Origin of the sequence: Nocardioides sp. OK12 (genome assembly GCF_024341885.1) — a bacterium.
GTDB classification, from domain to species: Bacteria; Actinomycetota; Actinomycetes; order Propionibacteriales; family Nocardioidaceae; genus Nocardioides; species Nocardioides marinisabuli.
On sequence record NZ_BNET01000002.1, the window covers coordinates 187,791 to 209,023 of the forward strand.

16 protein-coding genes and 1 tRNA gene are annotated in these 21,233 nt (G+C 72.3%); 11 read left to right on the forward strand and 6 right to left on the reverse strand.

Going from position 1 to position 21,233, the window contains the following annotated elements:
• The first annotated feature begins 19 nt into the window (after nucleotides 1–19).
• On the forward strand, nucleotides 20–2,332 hold the full coding sequence (locus tag OCU29_RS05085) for a sodium-translocating pyrophosphatase (RefSeq protein WP_179615150.1): 2,313 nt from the start codon (nucleotides 20–22) through the stop codon (nucleotides 2,330–2,332).
• Between the two features lie 106 nt (nucleotides 2,333–2,438).
• Here OCU29_RS05085 and OCU29_RS05090 read toward each other — a convergent pair whose 3' ends face one another.
• Complete coding sequence (locus OCU29_RS05090; RefSeq protein WP_261819046.1) at nucleotides 2,439–4,001, reverse strand: Ig-like domain repeat protein; 1,563 nt, start codon at nucleotides 3,999–4,001, stop codon at nucleotides 2,439–2,441.
• A 147-nt stretch (nucleotides 4,002–4,148) separates the two neighbouring features.
• Here OCU29_RS05090 and OCU29_RS05095 point away from each other — a divergent pair, with 147 nt between their 5' ends.
• Nucleotides 4,149–5,696, forward strand: a complete 1,548-nt coding sequence (locus OCU29_RS05095; RefSeq protein WP_261819047.1) for a methyltransferase — start codon at nucleotides 4,149–4,151, stop codon at nucleotides 5,694–5,696.
• Between the two features lie 90 nt (nucleotides 5,697–5,786).
• On the opposite strand, the gene OCU29_RS05100 is transcribed toward OCU29_RS05095, so the two are convergent.
• From OCU29_RS05100 to OCU29_RS05110, 3 genes are all read right to left on the reverse strand, one after another.
• Nucleotides 5,787–6,524: a hypothetical protein gene (locus tag OCU29_RS05100; protein ID WP_261819048.1), complete on the reverse strand. Its 738-nt coding sequence runs from the start codon at nucleotides 6,522–6,524 to the stop codon at nucleotides 5,787–5,789.
• Nucleotides 6,521–7,063: a sigma-70 family RNA polymerase sigma factor gene (locus OCU29_RS05105; RefSeq protein ID WP_261819049.1), complete on the reverse strand. Its 543-nt coding sequence runs from the start codon at nucleotides 7,061–7,063 to the stop codon at nucleotides 6,521–6,523. The genes OCU29_RS05100 and OCU29_RS05105 overlap by 4 nt, the downstream gene beginning before the upstream one ends.
• Before the next feature lie 116 nt (nucleotides 7,064–7,179).
• The gene (locus tag OCU29_RS05110) at nucleotides 7,180–8,052 is read right to left on the reverse strand and encodes a hypothetical protein (protein ID WP_261819050.1); all 873 of its coding nucleotides are present in this window, start codon (nucleotides 8,050–8,052) and stop codon (nucleotides 7,180–7,182) included.
• A 240-nt stretch (nucleotides 8,053–8,292) separates the two neighbouring features.
• On the opposite strand from OCU29_RS05110, the gene topA reads away from it, so the two are divergent.
• The 5 genes from topA (at nucleotide 8,293) to OCU29_RS05135 (ending at nucleotide 15,838) form a co-directional block, all read left to right on the forward strand.
• Nucleotides 8,293–11,034 carry a type I DNA topoisomerase gene (gene topA, locus OCU29_RS05115; protein ID WP_179615156.1) on the forward strand — a complete coding sequence of 914 codons (2,742 nt, stop codon included), beginning with the start codon at nucleotides 8,293–8,295 and terminating at the stop codon, nucleotides 11,032–11,034.
• Nucleotides 11,035–11,228: 194 nt separating this feature from the next.
• Complete coding sequence (locus OCU29_RS05120) at nucleotides 11,229–12,305, forward strand: spore photoproduct lyase family protein (RefSeq protein WP_179615157.1); 1,077 nt, start codon at nucleotides 11,229–11,231, stop codon at nucleotides 12,303–12,305.
• A gap of 79 nt (nucleotides 12,306–12,384) precedes the next feature.
• Nucleotides 12,385–13,056, forward strand: coding sequence for a dTMP kinase (gene tmk, locus OCU29_RS05125; protein ID WP_261819051.1), 672 nt, complete (start codon nucleotides 12,385–12,387; stop codon nucleotides 13,054–13,056).
• Nucleotides 13,053–14,255, forward strand: coding sequence for a DNA polymerase III subunit delta' (locus tag OCU29_RS05130; protein WP_261819052.1), 1,203 nt, complete (start codon nucleotides 13,053–13,055; stop codon nucleotides 14,253–14,255). The genes tmk and OCU29_RS05130 overlap by 4 nt, the downstream gene beginning before the upstream one ends.
• The gene (locus tag OCU29_RS05135) at nucleotides 14,252–15,838 is read left to right on the forward strand and encodes an alpha/beta hydrolase (RefSeq protein ID WP_261819053.1); all 1,587 of its coding nucleotides are present in this window, start codon (nucleotides 14,252–14,254) and stop codon (nucleotides 15,836–15,838) included. Before OCU29_RS05130 ends, OCU29_RS05135 begins: the two co-directional genes overlap by 4 nt.
• A 10-nt stretch (nucleotides 15,839–15,848) precedes the next feature.
• On the opposite strand, the gene OCU29_RS05140 is transcribed toward OCU29_RS05135, so the two are convergent.
• Entirely contained in the window at nucleotides 15,849–16,247 is a 399-nt protein-coding gene (locus OCU29_RS05140; RefSeq protein WP_261819054.1) for a limonene-1,2-epoxide hydrolase family protein, read from the reverse strand.
• A gap of 38 nt (nucleotides 16,248–16,285) precedes the next feature.
• Complete coding sequence (locus tag OCU29_RS05145) at nucleotides 16,286–17,212, reverse strand: LysR family transcriptional regulator (protein WP_261819055.1); 927 nt, start codon at nucleotides 17,210–17,212, stop codon at nucleotides 16,286–16,288.
• A 106-nt stretch (nucleotides 17,213–17,318) separates the two neighbouring features.
• Between OCU29_RS05145 and OCU29_RS05150 the strand changes: the two genes are divergently transcribed.
• The 4 genes from OCU29_RS05150 (at nucleotide 17,319) to OCU29_RS05165 (ending at nucleotide 21,163) form a co-directional block, all read left to right on the forward strand.
• A complete protein-coding gene (locus OCU29_RS05150) occupies nucleotides 17,319–17,501 on the forward strand; it encodes a hypothetical protein (protein WP_261819056.1) in 183 nt (60 codons plus the stop codon).
• 118 nt (nucleotides 17,502–17,619) lie between these two features.
• A tRNA-Thr gene (locus OCU29_RS05155) sits at nucleotides 17,620–17,692 on the forward strand.
• A gap of 583 nt (nucleotides 17,693–18,275) precedes the next feature.
• A complete protein-coding gene (locus tag OCU29_RS05160) occupies nucleotides 18,276–19,604 on the forward strand; it encodes a fibronectin type III domain-containing protein (protein ID WP_261819057.1) in 1,329 nt (442 codons plus the stop codon).
• 356 nt (nucleotides 19,605–19,960) lie between these two features.
• On the forward strand, nucleotides 19,961–21,163 hold the full coding sequence (locus OCU29_RS05165) for a fibronectin type III domain-containing protein (RefSeq protein ID WP_261819058.1): 1,203 nt from the start codon (nucleotides 19,961–19,963) through the stop codon (nucleotides 21,161–21,163).
• The last annotated feature ends 70 nt before the right edge of the window (nucleotides 21,164–21,233 follow it).

The following is a 21,233-nucleotide window of genomic DNA, read 5'->3' on the forward strand; positions in this document are numbered from 1 at the left end:
GAGTCGCAGGAGGCAGCACATGACGGGATTCGCTCCCGCTGTCGTGGACGTCACCGGTGGGAACCTCGTCCTGGTCATCGTCGTCGCACTGATCGCGCTCGGCGCGCTCGCGATGGCGGCGATGTTCAGGCAAGAGGTCCTAGCCGCCGGTGAGGGCACCGACAACATGAAGACCATCGCCCGCGCGGTCCAGGAAGGAGCCAACGCCTACCTGACCCGTCAGTTCCGCACCCTCGCGATCTTCGCGGCCATCGCGTTCTTCGCGCTGCTGCTGCTGCCGGCCGACGACGCCGTGGTGCGGATCTTCCGCTCCGTGGCCTTCCTCGGTGGCGCGGGGTTCTCCGCGGCCGTGGGCTACCTCGGCATGAGCCTGGCCGTGCAGGCCAACCTGCGCGTGGCCGCCGCCGCCGAGACGCAGGGTCGCGACCCGGCGATGCACATCGGCTTCCGCACCGGCGCCACCGTCGGCATGCTGACCGTCGGCCTGGGCCTGCTGGGCGCGAGCCTCGTGGTCATCTTCTTCCAGGACAACGCACCCAAGGTGCTGGAGGGCTTCGGCTTCGGCGCCGCCCTGCTGGCGATGTTCATGCGAGTCGGTGGCGGCATCTTCACCAAGGCCGCCGACGTGGGTGCCGACCTGGTCGGCAAGGTCGAGCAGAACATCCCCGAGGACGACCCGCGCAACGCCGCGACCATCGCCGACAACGTCGGCGACAACGTGGGCGACTGCGCCGGCATGGCCGCCGACCTCTTCGAGTCCTACGCCGTGACCCTGGTCGCCGCACTGATCCTCGGCTCGCAGGCCTTCGGCGACAAGGGCCTGGTCTACCCGCTGCTGATCCCCGCCATCGGTGCGCTGACCGCGGTCGCGGGCGTCTACCTGACCCAGCCCCGTGCCGGGGAGAGCGGCCTGAAGACGATCAACCGGGCCTTCTACCTCTCGGCCGGCATCGGCGCGGTCGGCTCGGTGCTGCTGTCCTTCGTCTACCTGCCCGGCGACTGGGCCTCCCTCGGCGTCGACGTGAGCGCCGAGGCCAGCCCGCGGGTCTTCGCCTCGGTCTCGGTGGTGATCGGCATCGTGCTGGCCGCCGCGATCCTCTCGCTGACCGGCTACTTCACCGGCACCGAGCACCGCCCGGTCAAGGACGTCGGCAAGACCTCGATGACCGGCGCCGCCACGGTGATCCTCTCCGGCCTCGCGGTCGGCTTCGAGTCGGCCGTCTACACCGCGCTGGTCATCGGTGCGGCCGTCTTCGGTGCCGCGCTCATCGGCGGCCAGGTGGCGCTCTTCGGTGTCGCGCTGGCCGGCTGCGGCCTGCTGACCACCGTCGGCGTGATCGTCGCGATGGACACCTTCGGGCCGGTCTCCGACAACGCGCAGGGCATCGCGGAGATGTCCGGCGACGTCAGCCCCGAGGGCGCGCAGATCCTCACCGAGCTCGACGCGGTCGGCAACACGACCAAGGCGATCACCAAGGGCATCGCGATCGCGACCGCCGTGCTGGCCGCCAGCGCGCTGTTCGCCTCCTACACCCAGGACGCCTTCGAGAAGTTCGCCGAGGTCGCCAACGACGCGGACATCAGCCCGTTCTTCGAGGGCTTCTGGGTCTTCGACGCCAAGGTCCTCGTCGGCGCGCTGCTCGGCGCCAGCGTGGTCTTCCTGTTCTCGGGCCTGGCCATCAACGCCGTCGGACGGGCCGCGGGCGCGGTCGTCTACGAGGTGCGCCGCCAGTTCCGCGAGATCCCCGGGATCATGGAGGGCACTGGTCGCCCGGAGTACGGCAAGGTCGTCGACATCGTCACCCGCGACTCGCTGCGCGAGCTGGCCACGCCCGGCATCCTCGCGATCCTGGCGCCGATCGCGGTCGGGTTCGGGCTCGGTGTCGCCCCGCTGGCCGGCTTCCTGGCCGGTGCGATCGCCACCGGCACGCTGATGGCGGTCTTCCTGGCCAACGCCGGCGGCGCCTGGGACAACGCCAAGAAGCTCGTCGAGGACGGCCACCACGGCGGCAAGGGCTCGCCGGCCCACGAGGCGACCGTCATCGGCGACACCGTCGGCGACCCGTTCAAGGACACCGCCGGCCCGGCCATCAACCCGCTGCTCAAGGTGATGAACCTGGTCTCGCTGCTGATCGTGGCCGCGATCGTCGACCTCTCCTACGGCGAGGGCGAGAACGACGTGGTGCGCATCCTCATCGCGATCGTCGCCGCCGGCGGCATCGCGGTGGCCGTCTACATCTCCAAGCAGCGCCCCACGGTGATGGGCGAGGAGGAGCCGGCCGTGGCTGCTCCGCCGGTCGGCGGCACCCCGCCGGGCGGTCCCACCACCTGAGGTCCTGCGACCGCTCCGACGAACGCCACAGCCCCCGCCCGGTCCTCCGGGCGGGGGCTGTGGCGTGCCTGGTCGGTCGTGGTGCTCCAGGACCGGGCGTGCGGGGCTACCTCTTCCGCTTCTTCAGCACCCGCACCACGACCTTCCGGGCCCGGGAGTCCGCGGTGGTCTCGGAGCCGAGGTAGCCCACGCGCAGCGTGTGCTTGCCCGTGGCGAGCTTCTTGATCCGCACCTTCTTGGAGCCCTTCGCGATGGAGAAGGTCTTCAGGGTCCGCCCGCCCTCGGTGATCGCGACCTTGCCGTCGGGGCTGGCCGGTGCCGCGTCGACGGTGATGGTGAGCACCGCCGCCCTGCCCTGGCGGACCTTCTTCCTCGCCGCCTTCGCGGTGGTGCTGGTGGTGGCCCGCGCCACCGGCAGGGCGGCGGTGGTGAAGCTGCCCGGCGCGTAGCCGGTGCGGGTCGCGGTCACCCGCAGCGCCAGGTCACGGCCCAGGTCGGCGACCGTGACGGCGTACGACGAGGCGGTGGCGCCGCTGACGGGCGAGCCGTCGCGCAGCCACTGGTAGGCGACGACGGGGGTCTCGCCGGCGCCCCAGGTGCCCGGGGTCGCGGTGAGGGCCTGGCCCAGCGCCGCGGTGCCGGTGACGCGCGGCTGGAGGGTGGCGACGATGGCGTCGCCGAGGCTCGGGACAACCGCCTTGCTCGTCACGGTGGTCCGTGCCTCACCCTTTGTCCCCGTGACACTGGCGGTGATCGACCGGCCGAGGTCGGCTGGGACCAGCACGTAGGAGGGAGCCTCGGCGCCACCGATCGGAGTGCCGTCCCGCAGCCAGGCGTAGCTGTTGTCCACGTCCTCGACGTTCCAGTCGGGGTCGCTGACCTCGAGCTTTGCTCCGACCTTGCTGTCACCGGAGACCAACGGCGGCTCCGCCGCGAGTTCCGGCTCGGGCACGAGGACACCGCCGGTAACGAGCTCGACCAGGGGCAGAGCCCCCAGGAGGCCGGTCACCTTGACGGTGATCACGCTGCCCGCCTGCTGGAGGGTGGGGACGAACGTCTTGCCGTCGGCACCAGCGATGGGAACGCCGTCGGCCATCCACTGGTAGGTCGTCAGCACGTCCAGCAGGTTCCACACGGGGTCGATGACCTGCAGCAGTGAGCCGACCCCGGGGATCCCGGTGATCTGGGGCGGGACGGTGGCAACGAGCTCGTCGCCGGCCCCGCTGTCGGTGTCCTGCACGAGGATCGCCTGCGTGAGACCTTGGACCGGCACCAGCAGGAGGAGACCGCTCACCCGGGCGCGGATCTCGCGGCCGACGTCGGCCGCTCCCGGGGTGTAGCTCGTGCCACCCGCGTCGGGGATCACCACCCCGTCGCGCAACCACTCGACCTTGGTGACGGTGACCAGGTTGTTGATGAACGGGTTGCTGAGCAGGCTCAGTGGCGAGCCCACCAGTCCGCTGCCGCTCAAGGCGTTGGCCACCAGCTCCAGCAGACCGTCGAGGCCCCGATCGTTCACGGCAGTCGTAGACGGGGCCGCGGGGGCCGCGGTCGCGGGCGCGGCCAGCCCGGCGCCGGAGGCGACGAGGGCGGTGGTCAGTGCGGCGCCCAGGCCGGCGCCGAGCCGGGTCCGCAGGCGGGTGTGCGGGGTGCGTCGAGCTCGGTTCATGTGGGTTCCCTCCCCATGGTGGTCGCCGCTCCCCGGGCTCCCGACCGGTCGCGGAGGTGACCTGGGCAAGGTAAAGCGCCGGGTCGACCCCCGTCCGGCGAATGCGCAAGGTGTGCCCGACCGGTCGCGGTCACTAGGCTCGCCCGGGTGAGCGACCTCCCCCACCTGCTGCGCGACGCCCTGGTCCGTGCCGACTTCACCTACGACGCCGTCGCCGAGCTGCTCGGCCCCCGCGCGCACGACGCGCTGGCACGCAACGAGACGACCCCCGGGCTGCGGCGTACGGCGCAGGCGGACGGCTCGCCGCTCGCCACGCTGGTGCGCCTCTTCCTGCTGCAGGTGCCGGTCGACCTCGCCGCCGCCGAGGCGGCGCTGCCGGGCCTGGTCGACCGGATGTGCGTCGAGGGGCTGCTGGAGCAGTCGGTCGGCGAGGTCGCCGCGCGCCTCGACGTGCGCCCCTACGCCACCGAGCACGCCGGCCCCGCGGGCGTCGGCGGCACCGTCACCGAGCACCTGTGGGTGGTCTCCGACCTCACCCCGGGCCTCGACGGGGCGCCCCAGCGCGTCGGCACCGACCACGTGCTGGGCATCAGCCCCGCCTCGACGTCGCTGGCCCAGCTGACCAGGCGCGAGCCGGTGCGGCGCGCGCTCGACCTCGGCACCGGGTGCGGCGTCCAGGCGCTGCACCTGGCCCGCCACGCCGACTCGGTGGTCGCCACCGACGTCAACGCCCGCGCGCTGCGGCTGACCCGGTTCAACGCCGCCCTCAACGACGTGGCCGACCGGGTCGACGTGCGCGACGGATCGTTCTTCGAGCCCGTCGTCGGCGAGCGGTTCGACCTGATCGCCACCAACCCGCCGTTCGTGATCTCGCCGGCCACCGGCGAGCGGCTGGTCTACCGCGACTCCGGGCTGCCCGGCGACCGGGTCGTCGAGGACATCGTGCGCACCGCCCCCGACCACCTGGCCGCCGGCGGCTGGTGCCAGGTGCTGGCCAACTGGGTGATCAGCGAGGACCAGCCCTGGGACGAGCGGCTCGGCGCCTGGCTGCGCGACGACGTCGACGCGCTGGTGGTCCAGCGCGAGGTCCTCGACCCGGCGTCGTACGTCGAGCTGTGGCTCAAGGACTCCGGCCACCACCCCTCCACCGGCTCGGCCACCGCGGCCGCGACCGCCGACTACCGGCGCCGCTACGAGACGTGGCTGTCGTGGATGGAGGAGCAGCGCATCGAGGCGGTCGGCTTCGGCTGGGTGAACCTGCACCTGCGCGAGGACCGCGCCGCGGCTCCCGCCCGCGAGCTGCTGTCGTGGCCCTACGAGGTCGAGCAGCCCATCGCCCCCGCGATCTCGGCGTGGGGCGCCGTCGCGCGGCACGAGGTCGGCCCCGAGAGCCGCCTGGTCACCCGCCCCGACGTGCAGCAGGAGACGCAGGGCGCCCCCGGCGCCGAGGACCCCGAGACGATCGTGCTGCGCCAGCAGACCGGTCTGCGCCGTGCCCGCACCGCCGACACCGTGGTGGCCGCCCTGGTGGGCGCCTGCGACGGCGACCTCGAGGTCGGCCAGATCCTCGACGCGCTCGCCGAGCTCCTCGACCTGGAGCCCGCCGCGACCCGCGAGGACTACCTGCCGGTGGTGCGCGAGCTGGTCCGCGAGGGCTACCTCACCCCCGCCGACCAGGCCCGAACTTCCCACTGACCCGGCCCGAATCTCACGCTGACCCGGCCCATACCTCCCACCGACCCGGCCCGAATCTCGCGCTGACCCGGCCCGAACCCGCGGCGAAGGTCAGGGCAGCGCCAGGCGACCCTCGACAGGGAGGGCCGGTTGCCCGACCTCGCTGCCGAGGACGGCGTCGATGGTCACGTCGAGGGAGGGGACGTCGCCGCAGGTCGCTGCGTCGAAGCGCACCGTGCCGGCGGAGTCCGGGAGGCCGCTGACGATCTCGTTGGCCTCGCCCGCGGGGTCGGCGGCCGGGACGGCCGCGAAGTAGACGAACGTCCACTCGTCGGACGACACGTTCTTCTTCTCCGGGCTGCCCTCGAAGGGCAGCGTGTAGGTGCGGCCGGGTTCGACGTCGTCGACGAGGACGGAGATGTGGAGCAGCGGCTCGAGCAGCACCTCCTCGGACCCGGGGGCAAGCACCAGCTCGGTGGTGGCGTTGAGCCGCTCGCCCGAGCGGCCCGCCTTCTCACAGCTGAGCTCGACCGGGCCGAAGGTGAGCCCCTCGCCGTCGTCGCGGGTGACCACCACGGTGTTGGTGCCGCCCTGGCCTGCCGGGTCGGGCGCCCGCTCGGGCTCGCTGCCGCCGGTGGTCAGGGCGAGCCCGCCGACCACGACCGTGGCCGCCACGGCGCCACCGGCCACCCGCGCCGCCGTACGACGCCGGCGACGGCGGACGATCGCGGTGCGCAGCGAGGGCCCGAGGTCGGTCGGGGCCGCCAGCGCCGCGGTCAGCCGGCCGTAGGCCTGGGCCAGCTCCTCGTCGCGTCCGTCGGTGGTCTCGTGCAGGTCGGTGGTGCTCATCGCGAGGTCGCTTCCTGGGTGCCGGGACGGGTCGGTCGAGCGGTGGTGCGGTGCCGGGCGAGCTCGGCCTGGAGCCGTTCGGTGCCGCGGGAGAGGTGGGCCTTGACGGTGCCCTCGGCGCAGCCCATCCGGGACGCGATGCCGCGCACGTCGAGGTCCTCGACGTAGCGCAGCGCCAGCGCCGTGCGCTGGCGTGGGCTGAGGGTGGCCAGCGCCTCCACGAGCCACCCATCGAGCTCGCCGACGAGCTCCACGCGCGCGTCCTCGCGGTGGTGCCCGGCGACCAGCACCTCGCGCCGGAAGCGCCGCAGCCGGTCGATGTTGAGACGGGTCATCACCGTGCGGGCGTACGCCGCCGGCTCGTCGAAGCGGGTGCGTCCCCAGCGCTCGCCCATCCGCACCAACGTCTCCTGGGTCAGGTCCCAGGCGTCGTGCGGGTTGCCGGTCAGGGCGTGCGCGAGCCCGAGCAGCCCGGGGGTCTGCGCGTGGGCGAAGTCCCCGAAGTCCCCGAGGCCGCGGCCGTCGTCGTGCGTGCTCATCCGAGTCCTCTGCTCGCAGTTGCTGACACCACCATGACGGTGCCGCGGCGCGGAACGTTGAGGGCAGGACCAGAAATCGGAGGTACGTGACGGCTCGACGCGAAGTTCGGGCCGGGTCAGCGTTGGTGGTCGGCGTCGCGGGCGGCCCGGGCCCGGTCCCGCAGGTGCAGCAGCCGGGCCCGGGTGGCCCCGGTGAGCAGGTCGGCGTGGCCCAGGTCGAGCAGGTCGGGCACGCCCAGCGGGCGGTGGTGGCGCGAGGCGAGGTGCCGGAAGCCGAGCAGGCCCGCGCGCACCGGGGCGGCGTACGCCGACGGGCTGCTGCGCAGGTCGAGGTGGTCCTTGAGCGCCCCCACGCGCACCCCGCCGGTGGGCGCGAGCAGCCCGTTGGCCTTGGCGACGGCCCAGGAGATGCCGCCGGCGCAGCTGGCCGCGGTGGCGGCCCGGGCGACCGCCTCGGGCTCGAGGCGCCACAGCGTGAGCAGCGCGGTGCGCAGCGCGGTGGCGACCTCGGCGTCGAAGAAGCGGCCCGCCACCGAGTCGAGGAGCTCGGCCACCGCCTCGACCCGCTGCCGCTCGGCCCGGCTGCCGCACTCGTCGGGCAGGTCGGGCGCCTCGCCCAGCGGCTCGTCGTGCAGCGCGGCCAGCGCGCGCTCGCCCCCGACACGGTCGCCGAGCCAGTCGAGCACGTCCTGCCACAGCGGGGTGGGCGGTGGCGGTGGCGGCAGCTGCCGCTCGCGGTCACGGTCGGCGGCCAGCCGGGCCCACTCGGTGCCCGCCACCGGGCCGGTGCGGTGGCAGACGAGCCGGCCGTCGAGGAAGACCAGCTCGGTCAGCCGGTCGTCCCACGCCGGCCCGTCGAGCCACGGCTCCCGGAAGCCGGGCACCCCGAAGGCGGGCTCCCCGAACGCAGGCTCCCCGAAGGCAGGCTCGTCGAGGTAGCGGTCGTCGTAGGACGGGCGCAGCCGTGGGCTGCCGGGGCTGTCGTGCACGGGTCTCTCCTCGGGTCCGGGATCGCCACGGGGGCGTGGAGCCAGGAGGCTGGCACGCCGCGGCCGGTGCCGCCGGGCTCCTCCACAGGGTCCTCGAGCGCCGGGCCCCACAGCCCCGCTGACCTGCGCAAAGCGTCCGCGGCCACGCCGCAGCAGCGGCGTACGGCGCCGCACGCGCTACCGTGACGGCCGGCGGGACCCGCACGGGCACCGCCGCTCTTCCCCACCTCTTCCGAAGGAATGACACACGCAGTGGCACACAAGTTGGTGATCGTCGAGTCCCCGGCGAAGGCCCGCACCATCGGCGGGTACCTCGGCCAGGGCTACGTCGTCGAGTCCTCCATCGGCCACATCCGCGACCTCCCGCAGTCGGCCGCGGACACCCCGGCCAAGATCAAGGACAAGCCGTGGGGGCGCCTCGCGGTCGACGTCGACAACGGCTTCGAGCCGTACTACGTCGTGCCGCGCGACAAGAAGAGCCACATCACCAAGCTCAAGGGCCTGCTCAAGGACGCCGACGAGCTCTACCTCGCCACCGACGAGGACCGCGAGGGCGAGGCCATCGCGTGGCACCTGCTCGACGAGCTGAAGCCGAAGAACATCCCGGTGCACCGGATGGTCTTCCACGAGATCACCAAGTCGGCGATCCAGGAAGCGGTCGCCAACCCGCGCACCATCAACGACGACCTCGTCAACGCCCAGGAGGCGCGTCGCATCCTCGACCGCCTCTACGGCTACGAGGTCTCGCCGGTGCTGTGGAAGAAGGTCATGTCGGGCCTGTCGGCCGGGCGCGTGCAGTCGGTGGCGACCCGCCTGGTCGTCGACAAGGAACGCGACCGGATGGCGTTCAAGATCGCCTCCTACTGGGACCTCGAGGGCACCTTCGACGCCGGGTCCAAGCACGACCAGCGGATGTTCCCGGCCAAGGTCTACTCGGTCGACGAGCGCCGCGTGGCCCGCGGCTCCGACTTCACCTCCGAGGGCGTGCTGAAGGCCTCGGCCGAGGGCAAGGTCGTCCACCTCGACCGCACCCGCGCCGAGGCGCTGGTCGCCGGGCTGGGCGAGTCGACCTTCGAGGTCCGCTCGGTGGAGGCCAAGCCCTACCGCCGCTCGCCGTACGCGCCGTTCCGCACCACGACGCTGCAGCAGGAGGCCAGCCGCAAGCTCGGGATGGGCGCGAGCGTGACCATGTCGGTCGCCCAGCGCCTCTACGAGAACGGCTTCATCACCTACATGCGTACCGACTCCACGACGCTGTCGGGCACCGCGGTCAACGCGGCGCGCGCCCAGGTCCAGGAGCTGTACGGCGCCGAGTACCTGCCCGACGCGCCCCGCACCTACGCCTCGAAGGTCAAGAACGCCCAGGAGGCGCACGAGGCGATCCGGCCCGCGGGCGACTCGTTCCGCACCCCCGCGCAGACCGGCCTCAAGGGCGAGCAGTTCCGCCTCTACGAGCTGATCTGGATGCGCACCGTCGCCTCGCAGATGAAGGACGCCGTCGGCCAGTCGGTCACGATCCGCCTCGGCGGCGCCGCCTCGACCGGCGAGGACGTCGTGTTCTCGGCCAGCGGGCGCGTCATCACCTTCCACGGCTTCCTGAAGGCCTACGTCGAGGGCACCGACCACGGTGCGGCCTCCGACGACCAGGAGACCCGCCTGCCGCAGCTGGCCCAGGGCGACGCGGTCTCGGCGGCCTCGATCAGCGCCAACGGCCACGAGACCAAGCCGCCGGCGCGCTACACCGAGGCCACGCTGATCAAGGAGCTCGAGGAGCGCGAGATCGGCCGCCCCTCGACGTACGCCTCGATCATCGGCACGATCCTCAACCGCGGCTACGTCTACAAGAAGGGCACGGCGCTGGTGCCGGCCTGGCTGGCGTTCTCGGTGATCCGGCTGCTCGAGGAGCACTTCCCGCGCCAGATCTCCTACGAGTTCACCGCGCAGATGGAGGACGTGCTCGACGAGATCGCGGCCGGGCGCAAGCAGCGCAACACCGAGCTCGGCGAGTTCTACTACGGCAACAGCGAGCTCGACGGGCTCAAGAAGCTCGTCGACGAGCTGGGTGACATCGACGCCCGCGAGCTGGCGACCTTCCCGGTCGGCGGCCCCGACTCGGGCATCAACCTGCGGGTGGGCCGCTACGGCCCCTACCTCGAGGGCCCCGACGACGACGGCAACGCCGCGGGCGTGCGCGCCAACGTGCCCGAGGACCTGCCGCCCGACGAGCTGACGCTGGAGAAGGCCAAGGAGCTCTTCGCCAACCCCGCCGGCGAGGAGATCCACCTCGGCGCGCACCCCGAGACCGGCCTGGAGGTCGTGGCCAAGAACGGCCGCTTCGGGCCCTACGTCACCGAGGCGCTGCCCGAGGACGCCAAGAAGAGCGCCAAGCCGCGCACCGGCTCGCTCTTCAAGTCGATGTCCCTCGACACCATCACCCTCGAGGACGCGGTCAAGCTGCTCTCGCTGCCGCGCGTGGTCGGCGAGGACCCCGAGACCGGCGACGAGATCACCGCCCAGAACGGTCGCTACGGGCCCTACCTGAAGAAGGGCACCGACTCGCGCTCGCTGACCAGCGAGGACCAGCTCTTCACCATCGGCCTCGACGAGGCGCTGAAGATCTACTCCCAGCCCAAGCAGCGCGGCCGCGCCGCCGCGGCCCCGCCGCTCAAGGAGCTGGGCAACGACCCGGTCTCCGGACAGCCGGTCGTGGTGAAGTCGGGCCGCTTCGGCGAGTACGTCACCGACGGCGAGTACAACGCCACCCTCCGCAAGGACGACACCGTCGAGGACCTCACCCTCGAGCGGGCCGCCGAGCTGCTCGAGGAGCGTCGCGCCCGCGGCCCGGCCAAGAAGGCGGCCAAGAAGGGCGCGAAGAAGGCTCCGGCCAAGAAGACGGCCACGAAGAAGACGGCGGCCAAGAAGACGACGAAGAAGGCCGCCGCCAAGAAGACGACGAAGAAGGCCGCGGCCAAGAAGTCCTGAGGCCGCCCTGCATGAGTCCCCGGCCGGCCGGGGACTCATGCACTTGTCAGGGGTTGCAACACCTGACAAGTGAGCGACTCGCCCGCCCAGCACCCGCCCCGCACCCGGCCCGTACGCCGCCCGCTCGCCCACCCCGGGCGGGGCGGCGTACGCCGTTGCCGGGCGCCGTCGGTGGGCGCGCCTAGCCTGGGTCCATGCCACCCGCGACCGCAGCCGAGCGCCTGCTCGAGGTGCGCCGGATCTACCACGAGCCCGACATCGAGCGGTGGCCGCGAGCCGTGCAGGTGCTGGAGCGCTTCCCCGACGCCGAGCGGGTCGAGGTGGCCTCCCACCAGGACATCCCGGGGCTCTACGGCAACCCCGGCGGCGTGGAGCGGTGGGTGCGCACCAAGCGCGAGGTGCTGGTGCTGGGGGAGAAGCGGAGCCTGCAGGCACGGCCCAACGGCCGCTCGGCCGACTTCATCGCGCCCTCCACCAGCAACGGCTGCGCGATGGCGTGCAGCTACTGCTACGTGCCGCGGCGCAAGGGGTTCGCCAACCCGATCACGGTCTTCGTCAACATCGAGAGGATCGCGGGCTACCTGGCCCGGCACGCGGCGCGGCAGGGGCCGAAGCCGGAGCCCAACCAGTGCGACCCGGTCGACTGGGTCTACGACCTGGGCGAGAACGGCGACTGCTCGGCCGACGCGCTGGTCTCCGACAACGTGCGCGACCTGGTGGACCTCTTCGGCGACCTGCGCGGGGCCAAGGCCAGCTTCGCGACGAAGCTGGTCAACCGCGACCTGCTCGACTGGGACCCGCGCGGCGGGACCCGGGTGCGGTTCTCGCTGATGCCCGAGCCGATGGCGCACCGCCTCGACCTGCGCACCTCGCGCATCCCCGAGCGGATCGCGGCGGTCAACGACTTCGTCGAGGCCGGCTACGAGGTGCACCTCAACTTCAGCCCGGTGGTGGTGCACGAGCAGTGGCTGGGCCAGTGGGCCGAGCTGTTCGACCAGGTCGACGACGTGCTCAGCGAGCGGGCGAAGGCCCAGCTGGCGTGCGAGATCATCTTCCTGACCCACAACGAGCAGCTGCACGAGGTCAACCTCGGCTGGCACCCCCGCGGCGAGGAGCTGCTGTGGCGCCCCGACCTGCAGGAGCCCAAGACCAGCCACTCGGGCCAGGCCAACGTGCGCTACCGCGCCGGGTGGAAGGCGCGCTGGCGCGACCAGCTCACCGACCTGCTGGCCGAGCGGATGCCCTACTGCCGGGTCCGCTACGCCTTCTGACCCGGTCGGGCGGGCCCTCGGGCGCCCGGCTGTGGACCGGTGCTGGTCGGCGTCGGTGCCCCCACGTAGGTTCGGGGCCGTGACATCGCCCGGCACCTACACCCAGCGCGGCGTCTTCGTGTGCTTCGAGGGCGGCGAGGGCTCCGGCAAGTCCACCCAGTCGCGCCTGCTGCGCACCTGGCTGGAGGAGCAGGGCCACCGGGTCGTGCTGACCTTCGAGCCCGGTGACACCCCCGTCGGCCAGCAGCTGCGCCGCATCGTGCTCTCGCCCGAGACCGGGGCGCTCGCCGACCGCACCGAGGCGCTGCTGTACGCCGCCGACAAGGCCGAGCACGTCGAGACGCTGGTGCTGCCCGCGCTCGAGCGCGGCGAGGTCGTCGTCACCGACCGCTACGTCGACTCGACGCTGGCCTACCAGGGGGCCGGCCGCAGCCTGCCGGTCGCCGAGGTCGAGCAGGTGGCCCGCTGGGCCACCGGCGACCTGCGGCCCCACCTGACCGTCGTGCTCGACCTCGAGCCGGCCACCGGCCTGGGCCGCTTCGAGGGCCGCGACCGCATCGAGGGCGAGTCCCTCGACTTCCACCAGCGCGTGCGCGAGTCGTTCGTGGCGATGGCCGCCGCCGACCCCGAGCACTACCTGGTGCTCGACGCCCGGGCCCCGGTCGAGGAGATCGCGGAGGCCGTCCGGGCCCGGCTGGTGCCGCTGCTGGCGAGCCTGACCGACGCGGTCCCCGGGCAGGTGGCCCCGTGACCCAGCAGCCGACCCAGCAGCCGACCCACCAGGACGCCGGCACCGTCTGGGAGCGCCTGGTGGGCCAGCGCCCGGCCATCAAGGCCCTGCGCACCGCCGCGGCCGGCCACGGCATGAGCCACGCCTGGCTCTTCACCGGCCCGCCCGGCTCGGGCCGCTCCAACGCCGCGATCGCCTTCGCGGCCGCGCTGCAGTGCGAGAACGCCCCCGGCGACGCCGGCTGCGGGCGCTGCCACGGCTGCCACACCACGATGGTCGGCAGCCACGCCGACGTCGCGGTGATCCGCACCGAGAAGCTCTCGATCGGCGTCGACGAGGTCCGCGACCTGGTCCGCAAGGCCTCGCTGTCGCCGGTCGGCGCCGGGCGCCAGGTCCTGATCGTCGAGGACGCCGACCGGCTCACCGAGCGCGCCTGGAACGCGCTGCTCAAGGCGATCGAGGAGCCGGGCGAGCGCACGGTGTGGATGCTCTGCGCCCCCACCCTCGAGGACGTGCTGCCCACCGTGGTGAGCCGCTGCCGCCTGGTCACGCTGACGACGCCGACCTCGCCCGACGTGGCGGCGTTCCTCTCCCGCACCCTCGGCGTGCCCGACGCGCTCGCGTCGTACGCCGCCCGCGCCAGCCAGGGCCACATCGGCCGCGCCCGTGCACTGGCCACCGACGAGGCGACCCGCAACCGCCGGCGCGAGGTGGTGCTCTACCCCGCCAAGCTGACCACGCTGGGCGGCTGCATGCAGGCGGCCGCCAACCTCGTCGAGGTCGCCAAGGAGGAGGCGGAGGCGATCACCGCCGAGCTCGACGCGCGCGAGAAGGTCGACCTCGACGCCTCCTACGGCGTGGTCGAGCGCGGCCGCCGACCCCGCGAGTACGCCCCCGCCCTCTCGGCGCTGGAGAAGGGGCAGAAGACCCGCGCCAAGCGCCGGGTGCTCGACGTGGTCGACCGCAGCCTGATGGACCTGGTCTCGGTCTACCGCGACGCGATCGCGGTGGCCGTGGGCGCGGCGGGTGCGCTGGTCAACGAGGAGATCCGGCCCGACGTCGAGGAGGTCGTGCGCACCTCGAGCCCCGAGCTCAACCTGCGCCGCATCGACGCGATCTTCGAGGCGCGCGAGCAGATGCTGGAGTTCAACGTGCCGCCGGCCTTGGCGCTGGAGGCCATGATGGTCGCCCTGATGGTGCCCGAGGGGAGCAGCCGGTGAAGCAGGTCGTGGCGATCGTGGTCGTCCTCGCGATGGTGCTCAGCGCCCTGGGCCTGGCCCTGGCGTTGGTGCTGGGCGGGGTGCTCGGCGGCGACGACCCGGCCGAGGCGCCGCAGCCGCGCAGCGGCCCCGCGCCCACCACCAGCCCGTCGGGCGACGCCACCGAGCCGCCCGACGAGGCGCTGGCGCCGTTCTACTCCCAGTCCCTGGACTGGCAGCCGTGCGAGAGCGACCCCGCCCACGAGTGCTCGCGCCTCGAGGTGCCCCTCGACTACTCCGAGCCCGACGGCGAGACGATCGAGGTCGCGGTCCTGCGGGTGCCGGCGGCCGACCCCGACGCCCGCATCGGCTCGCTGGTGGTCAACCCCGGCGGCCCCGGCGCCCCCGGCACGACGTACGCCGCCGCCGGCGACCGGGTCTTCCGCCAGCCGCTGCTGAACCGCTACGACGTCGTGGGCTTCGACCCGCGCGGCACCGGCGGCTCCGCGCCCGTCGACTGCCTCTCCGATGAGGAGCTGACCGAGTTCCTGGCCGGCGACCCCGCCCCCGACGAGCCCGCCGAGGTCGACGCGCTGGTCGCCGACCTGGAGGCCTTCTTCGAGGGCTGCGTCGAGCGCTCCGGCGACCTCGCCGCCCACGTGTCGACCGTCGAGGCGGCCCGGGACATGGACGTGCTGCGCGCCGCGCTCGGCGAGACCGGGCTGACCTACCTGGGCGCCTCCTACGGCACCAAGCTCGGCGCGACCTACGCCGAGCTGTTCCCCGAGCGTGCCGACCGGCTGGTGCTCGACGGGGCGGTCGACGTCGGGCTGAGCAGCCGCGAGCTCAACCTGGGCCAGGCCGCGGGCTTCGAGCGCGCCCTGCGGGCCTACGTGGCCGACTGCGTCGACGCCGGCGACTGCTTCCTCGGCAGCACCGTGCAGGAGGGGCTCGACCGGATCGAGCAGTTCCTGGCCGACGTCGACGAGGAGCCGATCGAGGGGCCCGGTGGTCGTGAGCTCAGCGTCGGCACCGCGTTCTACGGGCTGATCACGCCGCTCTACGTCAGCGACTACTGGTTCCTGCTCAGCCAGGGGCTCGAGTCGGCCTTCGAGGGCGACCCCACGACGCTGCTGCTGCTCGCCGACACCTACGCCTCGCGCACCCCCGGCGGGGAGTACACCGACAACTCGGCCGAGGCGATCTACGCGATCAACTGCCTCGACGACCCCTCCTCGACGCCGGTCTCGGAGATCCCGGCGCAGGTGCCCGACTTCCTCGAGGCGAGCCCGACGCTGGGCGAGGTCTTCGCCTGGAGCCTGGTGGGCTGCCGGGGGCTCGAGGTCGAGCCCGACGAGTCGACCCGCCTCGACGACATCGACGCCGCGGGCGCCGCGCCGATCCTGGTGGTCGGCACCACCCGCGACCCGGCCACCCCCTACGAGTGGGCCGAGGCCCTGGCCGACCAGCTCGAGCCCGGCGTGCTGCTGACCCGCGACGGCGACGGCCACACGGCCTACAACTCGGGCAACGACTGCATCGACGAGGCGATCGAGGCGTTCCTGCTCGAGGGCACCGTGCCCGCCGACGGCACCACCTGCTGAGGGCTGCCGCTCAGCGCCAGAGGGGCAGCAGGCGCAGCAGTCCGGCCACGGAGGCCACAGACGCCTCGCCCCAGCTGAACCGGTCGTCCCACAGCGTGATGAGCCCGTCGCGCACCTCGAAGGTGCCGTCGACGTGGAAGCGGCTGCCGTAGGCCTTCCAGGTCAGCGTGTCGTGGCGGTCGGTGAGCACGGTCGACCCGTCGGCGCCGACGTGGTGCAGCTCGACGCGGACCCCCACGCCGCGCTCGCCGAGCATCGTCAGCGCCTCGGCCACCTTCTCGCCGCGCACCGTGGGCAGGCGGGTGTTGCGCCACACGACCTCGGGGGCGAGCAGTGCGTTGGCCTGCTCGGTCTCGCCGTCGGACAGGTGGGTCAGGAAGGCGCGGACGACGTCGCGGGGCTCGCTCATGGAGCCAGCCTAGGCACCCGCGGCCGGGCGGGCCGGGGTCAGCGAGGGTTGATCGGCTCGGCGATGGCCTGCATCCGCCTCGTGGCCAGGTCGATCATCAGCCGGGCGGCGGGCGAGAGGACCGCGTTGGTGCGGTGCACGATCGCGAAGGTGTCGAACTGCCGCGGTCGCAGGGAGACGAAGCCGGCCCGCGGCGCCAGGCGCGGCAGGAGCTGCTCGGCGGCGCCCCGGGGGATGACGCTGTCGGCCAGGCCCATGCCGACCAGCTCGACGGCCGTCTCGACGTCCTCCACCTCGATCCGGCTCTGCGGGTTGCGGCCGGTCTCGTGGAGCATCTGGCGTAGCGTCGCGCGGGTCGAGTCCACGGCGCGGTACGTCGTCTCGGGCATCACCAGCGAGGCCTGCGCGAGGCGGTGCGCGGTGACCGGGGAGGTCAGGTGCTCGGGGTCGGCGCTGATGTAGACCAGCTCCTCGCGGGCCACGGGCTGCACGGTGATGCCCTCGCCGTCGACCGCCGAGATCGCCAGCATGGCGGCCTCGAGCCGGCCGCGGCGCAGGTCCTCGACGACCTCGGTGGAGTTCTGCCCGACCAGCTCGACCCGCACGCCGGGGTAGCGCTCGAGCACGTCGGCGATCAGCGCCGAGCCGGCGTACAGGCGCGCGATGCCGAACATGCCGAAGCGGATCGTGCCGGTCTCGAGCGACCGCACGCTCGCGACCGCTCGCTCGGTCTCGGCGATCGCGGCGAGCACCTGCTCGGCGTGCGGTCGCATCGTCTCGGCCACCGGGGTCGGCACGACGCCCCTGCCGACCCGGTGGAAGAGCTGCACGCCGAGCGACTTCTCGAGCGCCCGGATCTGCTCCGAGACCGAGGGCTGGGCGTAGCCGAGCTCCTCGGCGGCGCGGGTCAGCGAGCCCTGCTCGTAGGCGGCGAGGAAACATGTGAGCTGGTGCACAGAAAGCACAAGGCTGATCCTATGCCTCCTGCTGGAAAGTCAGGCTACCCCTATTGCTACCGGCGAGTCAGACTGGTCGCAGACACCATGTCTCCGAGCCGAGAAAGGAACCGCCGTGCTCACCCACCTCTGCACCTCCTGCAGCAAGCGCCAGCTCATCTTCCCCTCCCAGATCACGGCCGTGACCGGCGCCGAGACCGGGCCGATCGCCACCTTCACCTGCTGGTGCGGCGCCGAGCAGACCGCCCCGCTGGGCTGGGTCGACGCCGAGCCGCGCAAGCGCGTCCTCGCCGCCTGAGCGAGCCCCGCACCACGCACGTCGCCGCCCCCGCCGCCTGATTTCTCGCGGCCGGGGCGGCGTCTGTATGCTCACCCGCGTTGCCCTGGGCCCGGACACTCCGGACCGCGGGCGGCACGCCGCCTTAGCTCAGTCGGTAGAGCGTCTCACTCGTAATGAGAAGGTCGTCGGTTCGATTCCGACAGGCGGCTCGCTACAGCCCTCCGACCTGCAGGAGTGCAGGTCAGGGGGCTGCTTTGTTTCCCTGCGGCTCAACCGAGCGCGAGCCGCGATCGGCTTGATCGGCTGACGTCGGCGGGGATCGGTGCGGCGAGCGAGCGCGGCCATGGCACCCCACCACGTACCGAGTGCAGTGGTGCAGTAACCACGGAACCGCGCAACGCCGTGCCCAGGCAGCGGTGGCGGTGATGCTGGGATGGCGTGACCGCGAGGGTCCTGGCGTGCCCGCGGGCGCTGGGCCCGGTCCCGGGTCTTTGTCGCTGGGGAACGCTGAGACCGCTCAGAGCGCAGGGTGGTGGGGGAGCGGTGCGGAGTGGAAGGGCCCCAGAGTCCGTTTGGGATTGTCCTTGCGACGAGGCCAGGGTGGGCGGGATCGATCCTGGACGGTTTATTGCGCGGCACCGCAGATCGCGAAGAAAGTGAGCCGTCGGGTCAAGCTGCACGTATCGTCTAGACCAGTTCGCGATCCCGGTCTAGACCGTCCCGCTCGGGCGTGTCCAGGCAGGTGCCGCCATCACCCGCCACCGCCCACCCTCAGCCACCACCGGGACCGCCATGACCGTCGAGACACCCGCCCGTGCCACCGCCACCCGCCGCCCCAGCGCCCTCGCGGCCCTGATCGGCATCGCCACCGCGACAGCCCTGACCCTCACCGGCGTGGGCGCTGTCCCCGCCGCCCACGCGGCACCCGCGGTCGCCGCCACCGGGGTACTCGTCGAAGCCGACGGCGCCCCCGTGACTGATGGCCGCGTGCGATACCGCGGCGACAGCAGCACCACCTTCTCCACCGACGACCAGGGCCGCTTCACCGTCCCGCTCAACTCCGACCAGACCGTCGCGCTCGACTTCGTCTACCCGATGCCCGACGGCCACTCCACCCTCATCGTCCACGGCAGCGCCATGCCGCCGGTCACCGAGAGCATCGACCTTGGCGCCGTCACCATGCCGCCGCTCACCGACCACCAGATCCGTGTCGTCGACGTCGATGGCGCCCCCGTGCACCGCGCCTACCTGCTCGGCAGCAGCAACAGGCTCTCCGGCTACGACTGGCAGGACCTCGGCGCCAACCTGACCGCCTCCGGTGACATGGTCATCGCCGACGCCACTTTCGCCTCCGCCCGCAACAGCGACCCCGCTGGGCTGCTGTCCGTGAGCGGACCCCGGATTGCCACCCCCGACCTGCCCATCAACGTCGCCCACCACGACCGCTCGGTCGCGCGGCTGGCCCAAACCTGGAACCCCAACGGCGACCTCGGTGACGACCGGGTCTGGACGGTCCCGCTCAACGACTTCCGCATCGGAGCCCCGATGGAGCCCTGGGTCCCGGAACTGGACATCGTCGACAAGAACACGATCCGGGTCACGCCACGGGCCGGCGCCTATGACGGCGGCAGTGCCATCACCGGCTACGACATCGTGGCAACACCCACCGAAGGTGCCTCGACGACTGTCAGCATGGATGCAACCCAGACCTCCACGGAGGTGACCGGGCTGAGCACCGGCATCGAACACGGCGTCTACGTGCGCGCCCGCAACGCCGCCGGTACCTCCGCCCTCTCGCAGGGTGGACACCGCATCGTGCCCGCGGGTCCTCCCTCGCGCATCAAGCGACCCGTCGCCACCGTCGGCAGCAAGCCCCGCACCAAGCGCGATACCGGCAACGTCATCCTCAAGTGGAAGACCCCCAACGACAACGGCGCTCGCCTGGCCTGGTTCTACGTCTCAGCCAACGGCGAGAAGCCCACGCGCGTGCACCACAGCAGGAACCGCTTGCGCACCAAGGCCCGGGTCGGGCGCCACAAGTACACGATCACCGCGATCAACATGCGCGGCTTCAGCAAGCCCTCCAAGCCGGTCACGGTCCGGGTCCGCCTCCGCCGCTGAACCTCCGCGGGCCATCTGGACGGAGCATCCACCGGGTGCCCCCAGAACGGCCCCGCCACCACGCTCAGCGCACCGAGCGCCACGGCCCACAGCGGCTACTGCACACCCTCCACCGCCCGACCGCACCCGGTCGCACTCGCCTAGGAACAGCCTTGCCCCGTGATCAGCACACCGCACCCCACGTGAGCGACCACTCACGCCCCGCGCGCAGGACGCTCATCCTGGTCTTGGCCGCGACCGTGGCCGCAGCGATGCTGACCATGGCAGGACTTGGCACATCTCGCCCGGCCCACGCGGTCCCCGTAGCGACCATCGGCGGAACTGTCACGGATTCCACCGGCGCGCCCCTACGCCAGGTGAGCGTCTACTTCACCCACCGCGGCTTCGACAGCCCCGTCAGTCGCACCGACGACCAGGGGCAGTTCACGCTGCCACTCGAACCCCATGAGCAGTACGCCCTGACCTTCGGTCAACCCCTCAATAACGCTGAGAACGGCTCGTACCTGTTCCTCAATGCCAGCCCGCAGCCCGGAGTAAAGGACGGCCACACCGACCTCGGCGTCCTCACTCTGCCCCCGCTGAAGACACACCGCATCATGATCGTCGACGCCGACGGCGCCCCGGTCCACAGCGGCTATGTGGGAGATGGCTCGTCCAGCGTCAATGAGGGGCTCAGGAATCCCAACTACGAATGGGAAGACGTCGACGCCAGCTTGACCCCCGACGGCTCCATGTACCTATACAGCGGCGGGTACCACCCCCGCGACGAGCGCAGCGGCACCGACGGGACCGTCACATTCCTCGGCCCCCGCATCCCTACCCGGATGATCTACGCCGAGGCCTTCCACTACGACCAGTCAGTCTCCACCACCGCACACGCCCGCACCCGAGACGGCTACGACGCCGACGGGCTTTGGACGGTCCGGCTGCTTTCGTTCAGGGTCGGCCCCCCGCTCCAGCCCGCCCAGCCAAACCTGACACCGCTCGACCACACCTCGCTGCGCGTCGACCTGGCAACCCAGCGCTACGACGGCGGTCGCCCCATCACCGAGCACATCGTCACCCTCGAACCCGGCGGTCAGAGCATCACCATCCCCGCCCACCAACAGTCCGTGACCTTCACCGGACTGGACGCGGACACCGACCACACCGTCCAGGTGCTGGCCACCAACGACGTGGGCAACTCACCCAAGTCCACCCCACGCACGGTCACCACCTCGCCTGCACCGCCTCCCGGCCCCGACCCCGGCGCCGGGCCGGGGCCCGGGGTGGAACCCGGGGCCTCCCTGCCCCCACGCCCAGCACGCCCCCGTGCCAGCGTCGTCCGCTCCACTGGCGCCAAGGTCGCCGTTGCGGTCAGGTGGAGCTCCGGCTACGGCACGACGTCAGTGGACTCCTACACTGTCACCGCCAACGGCAAGGCCAAGACCACCACCACCAGCCAGAAGGCGAAGATCCGATTGCGACCAGGAGTCTGGAAGATCCGCATCGTGGCCGAGAACGAGGCCGGGTCTAGCGACCCCAGCTCAGCCAAGAAGGTGCGCGTCTACAGGCCCTGACCGCGGTCAGGGACTGCTGCACGCGTAGGTGACAAGTTTGACCTTCCCCACTAGGAAGGTTCCAGTTCGT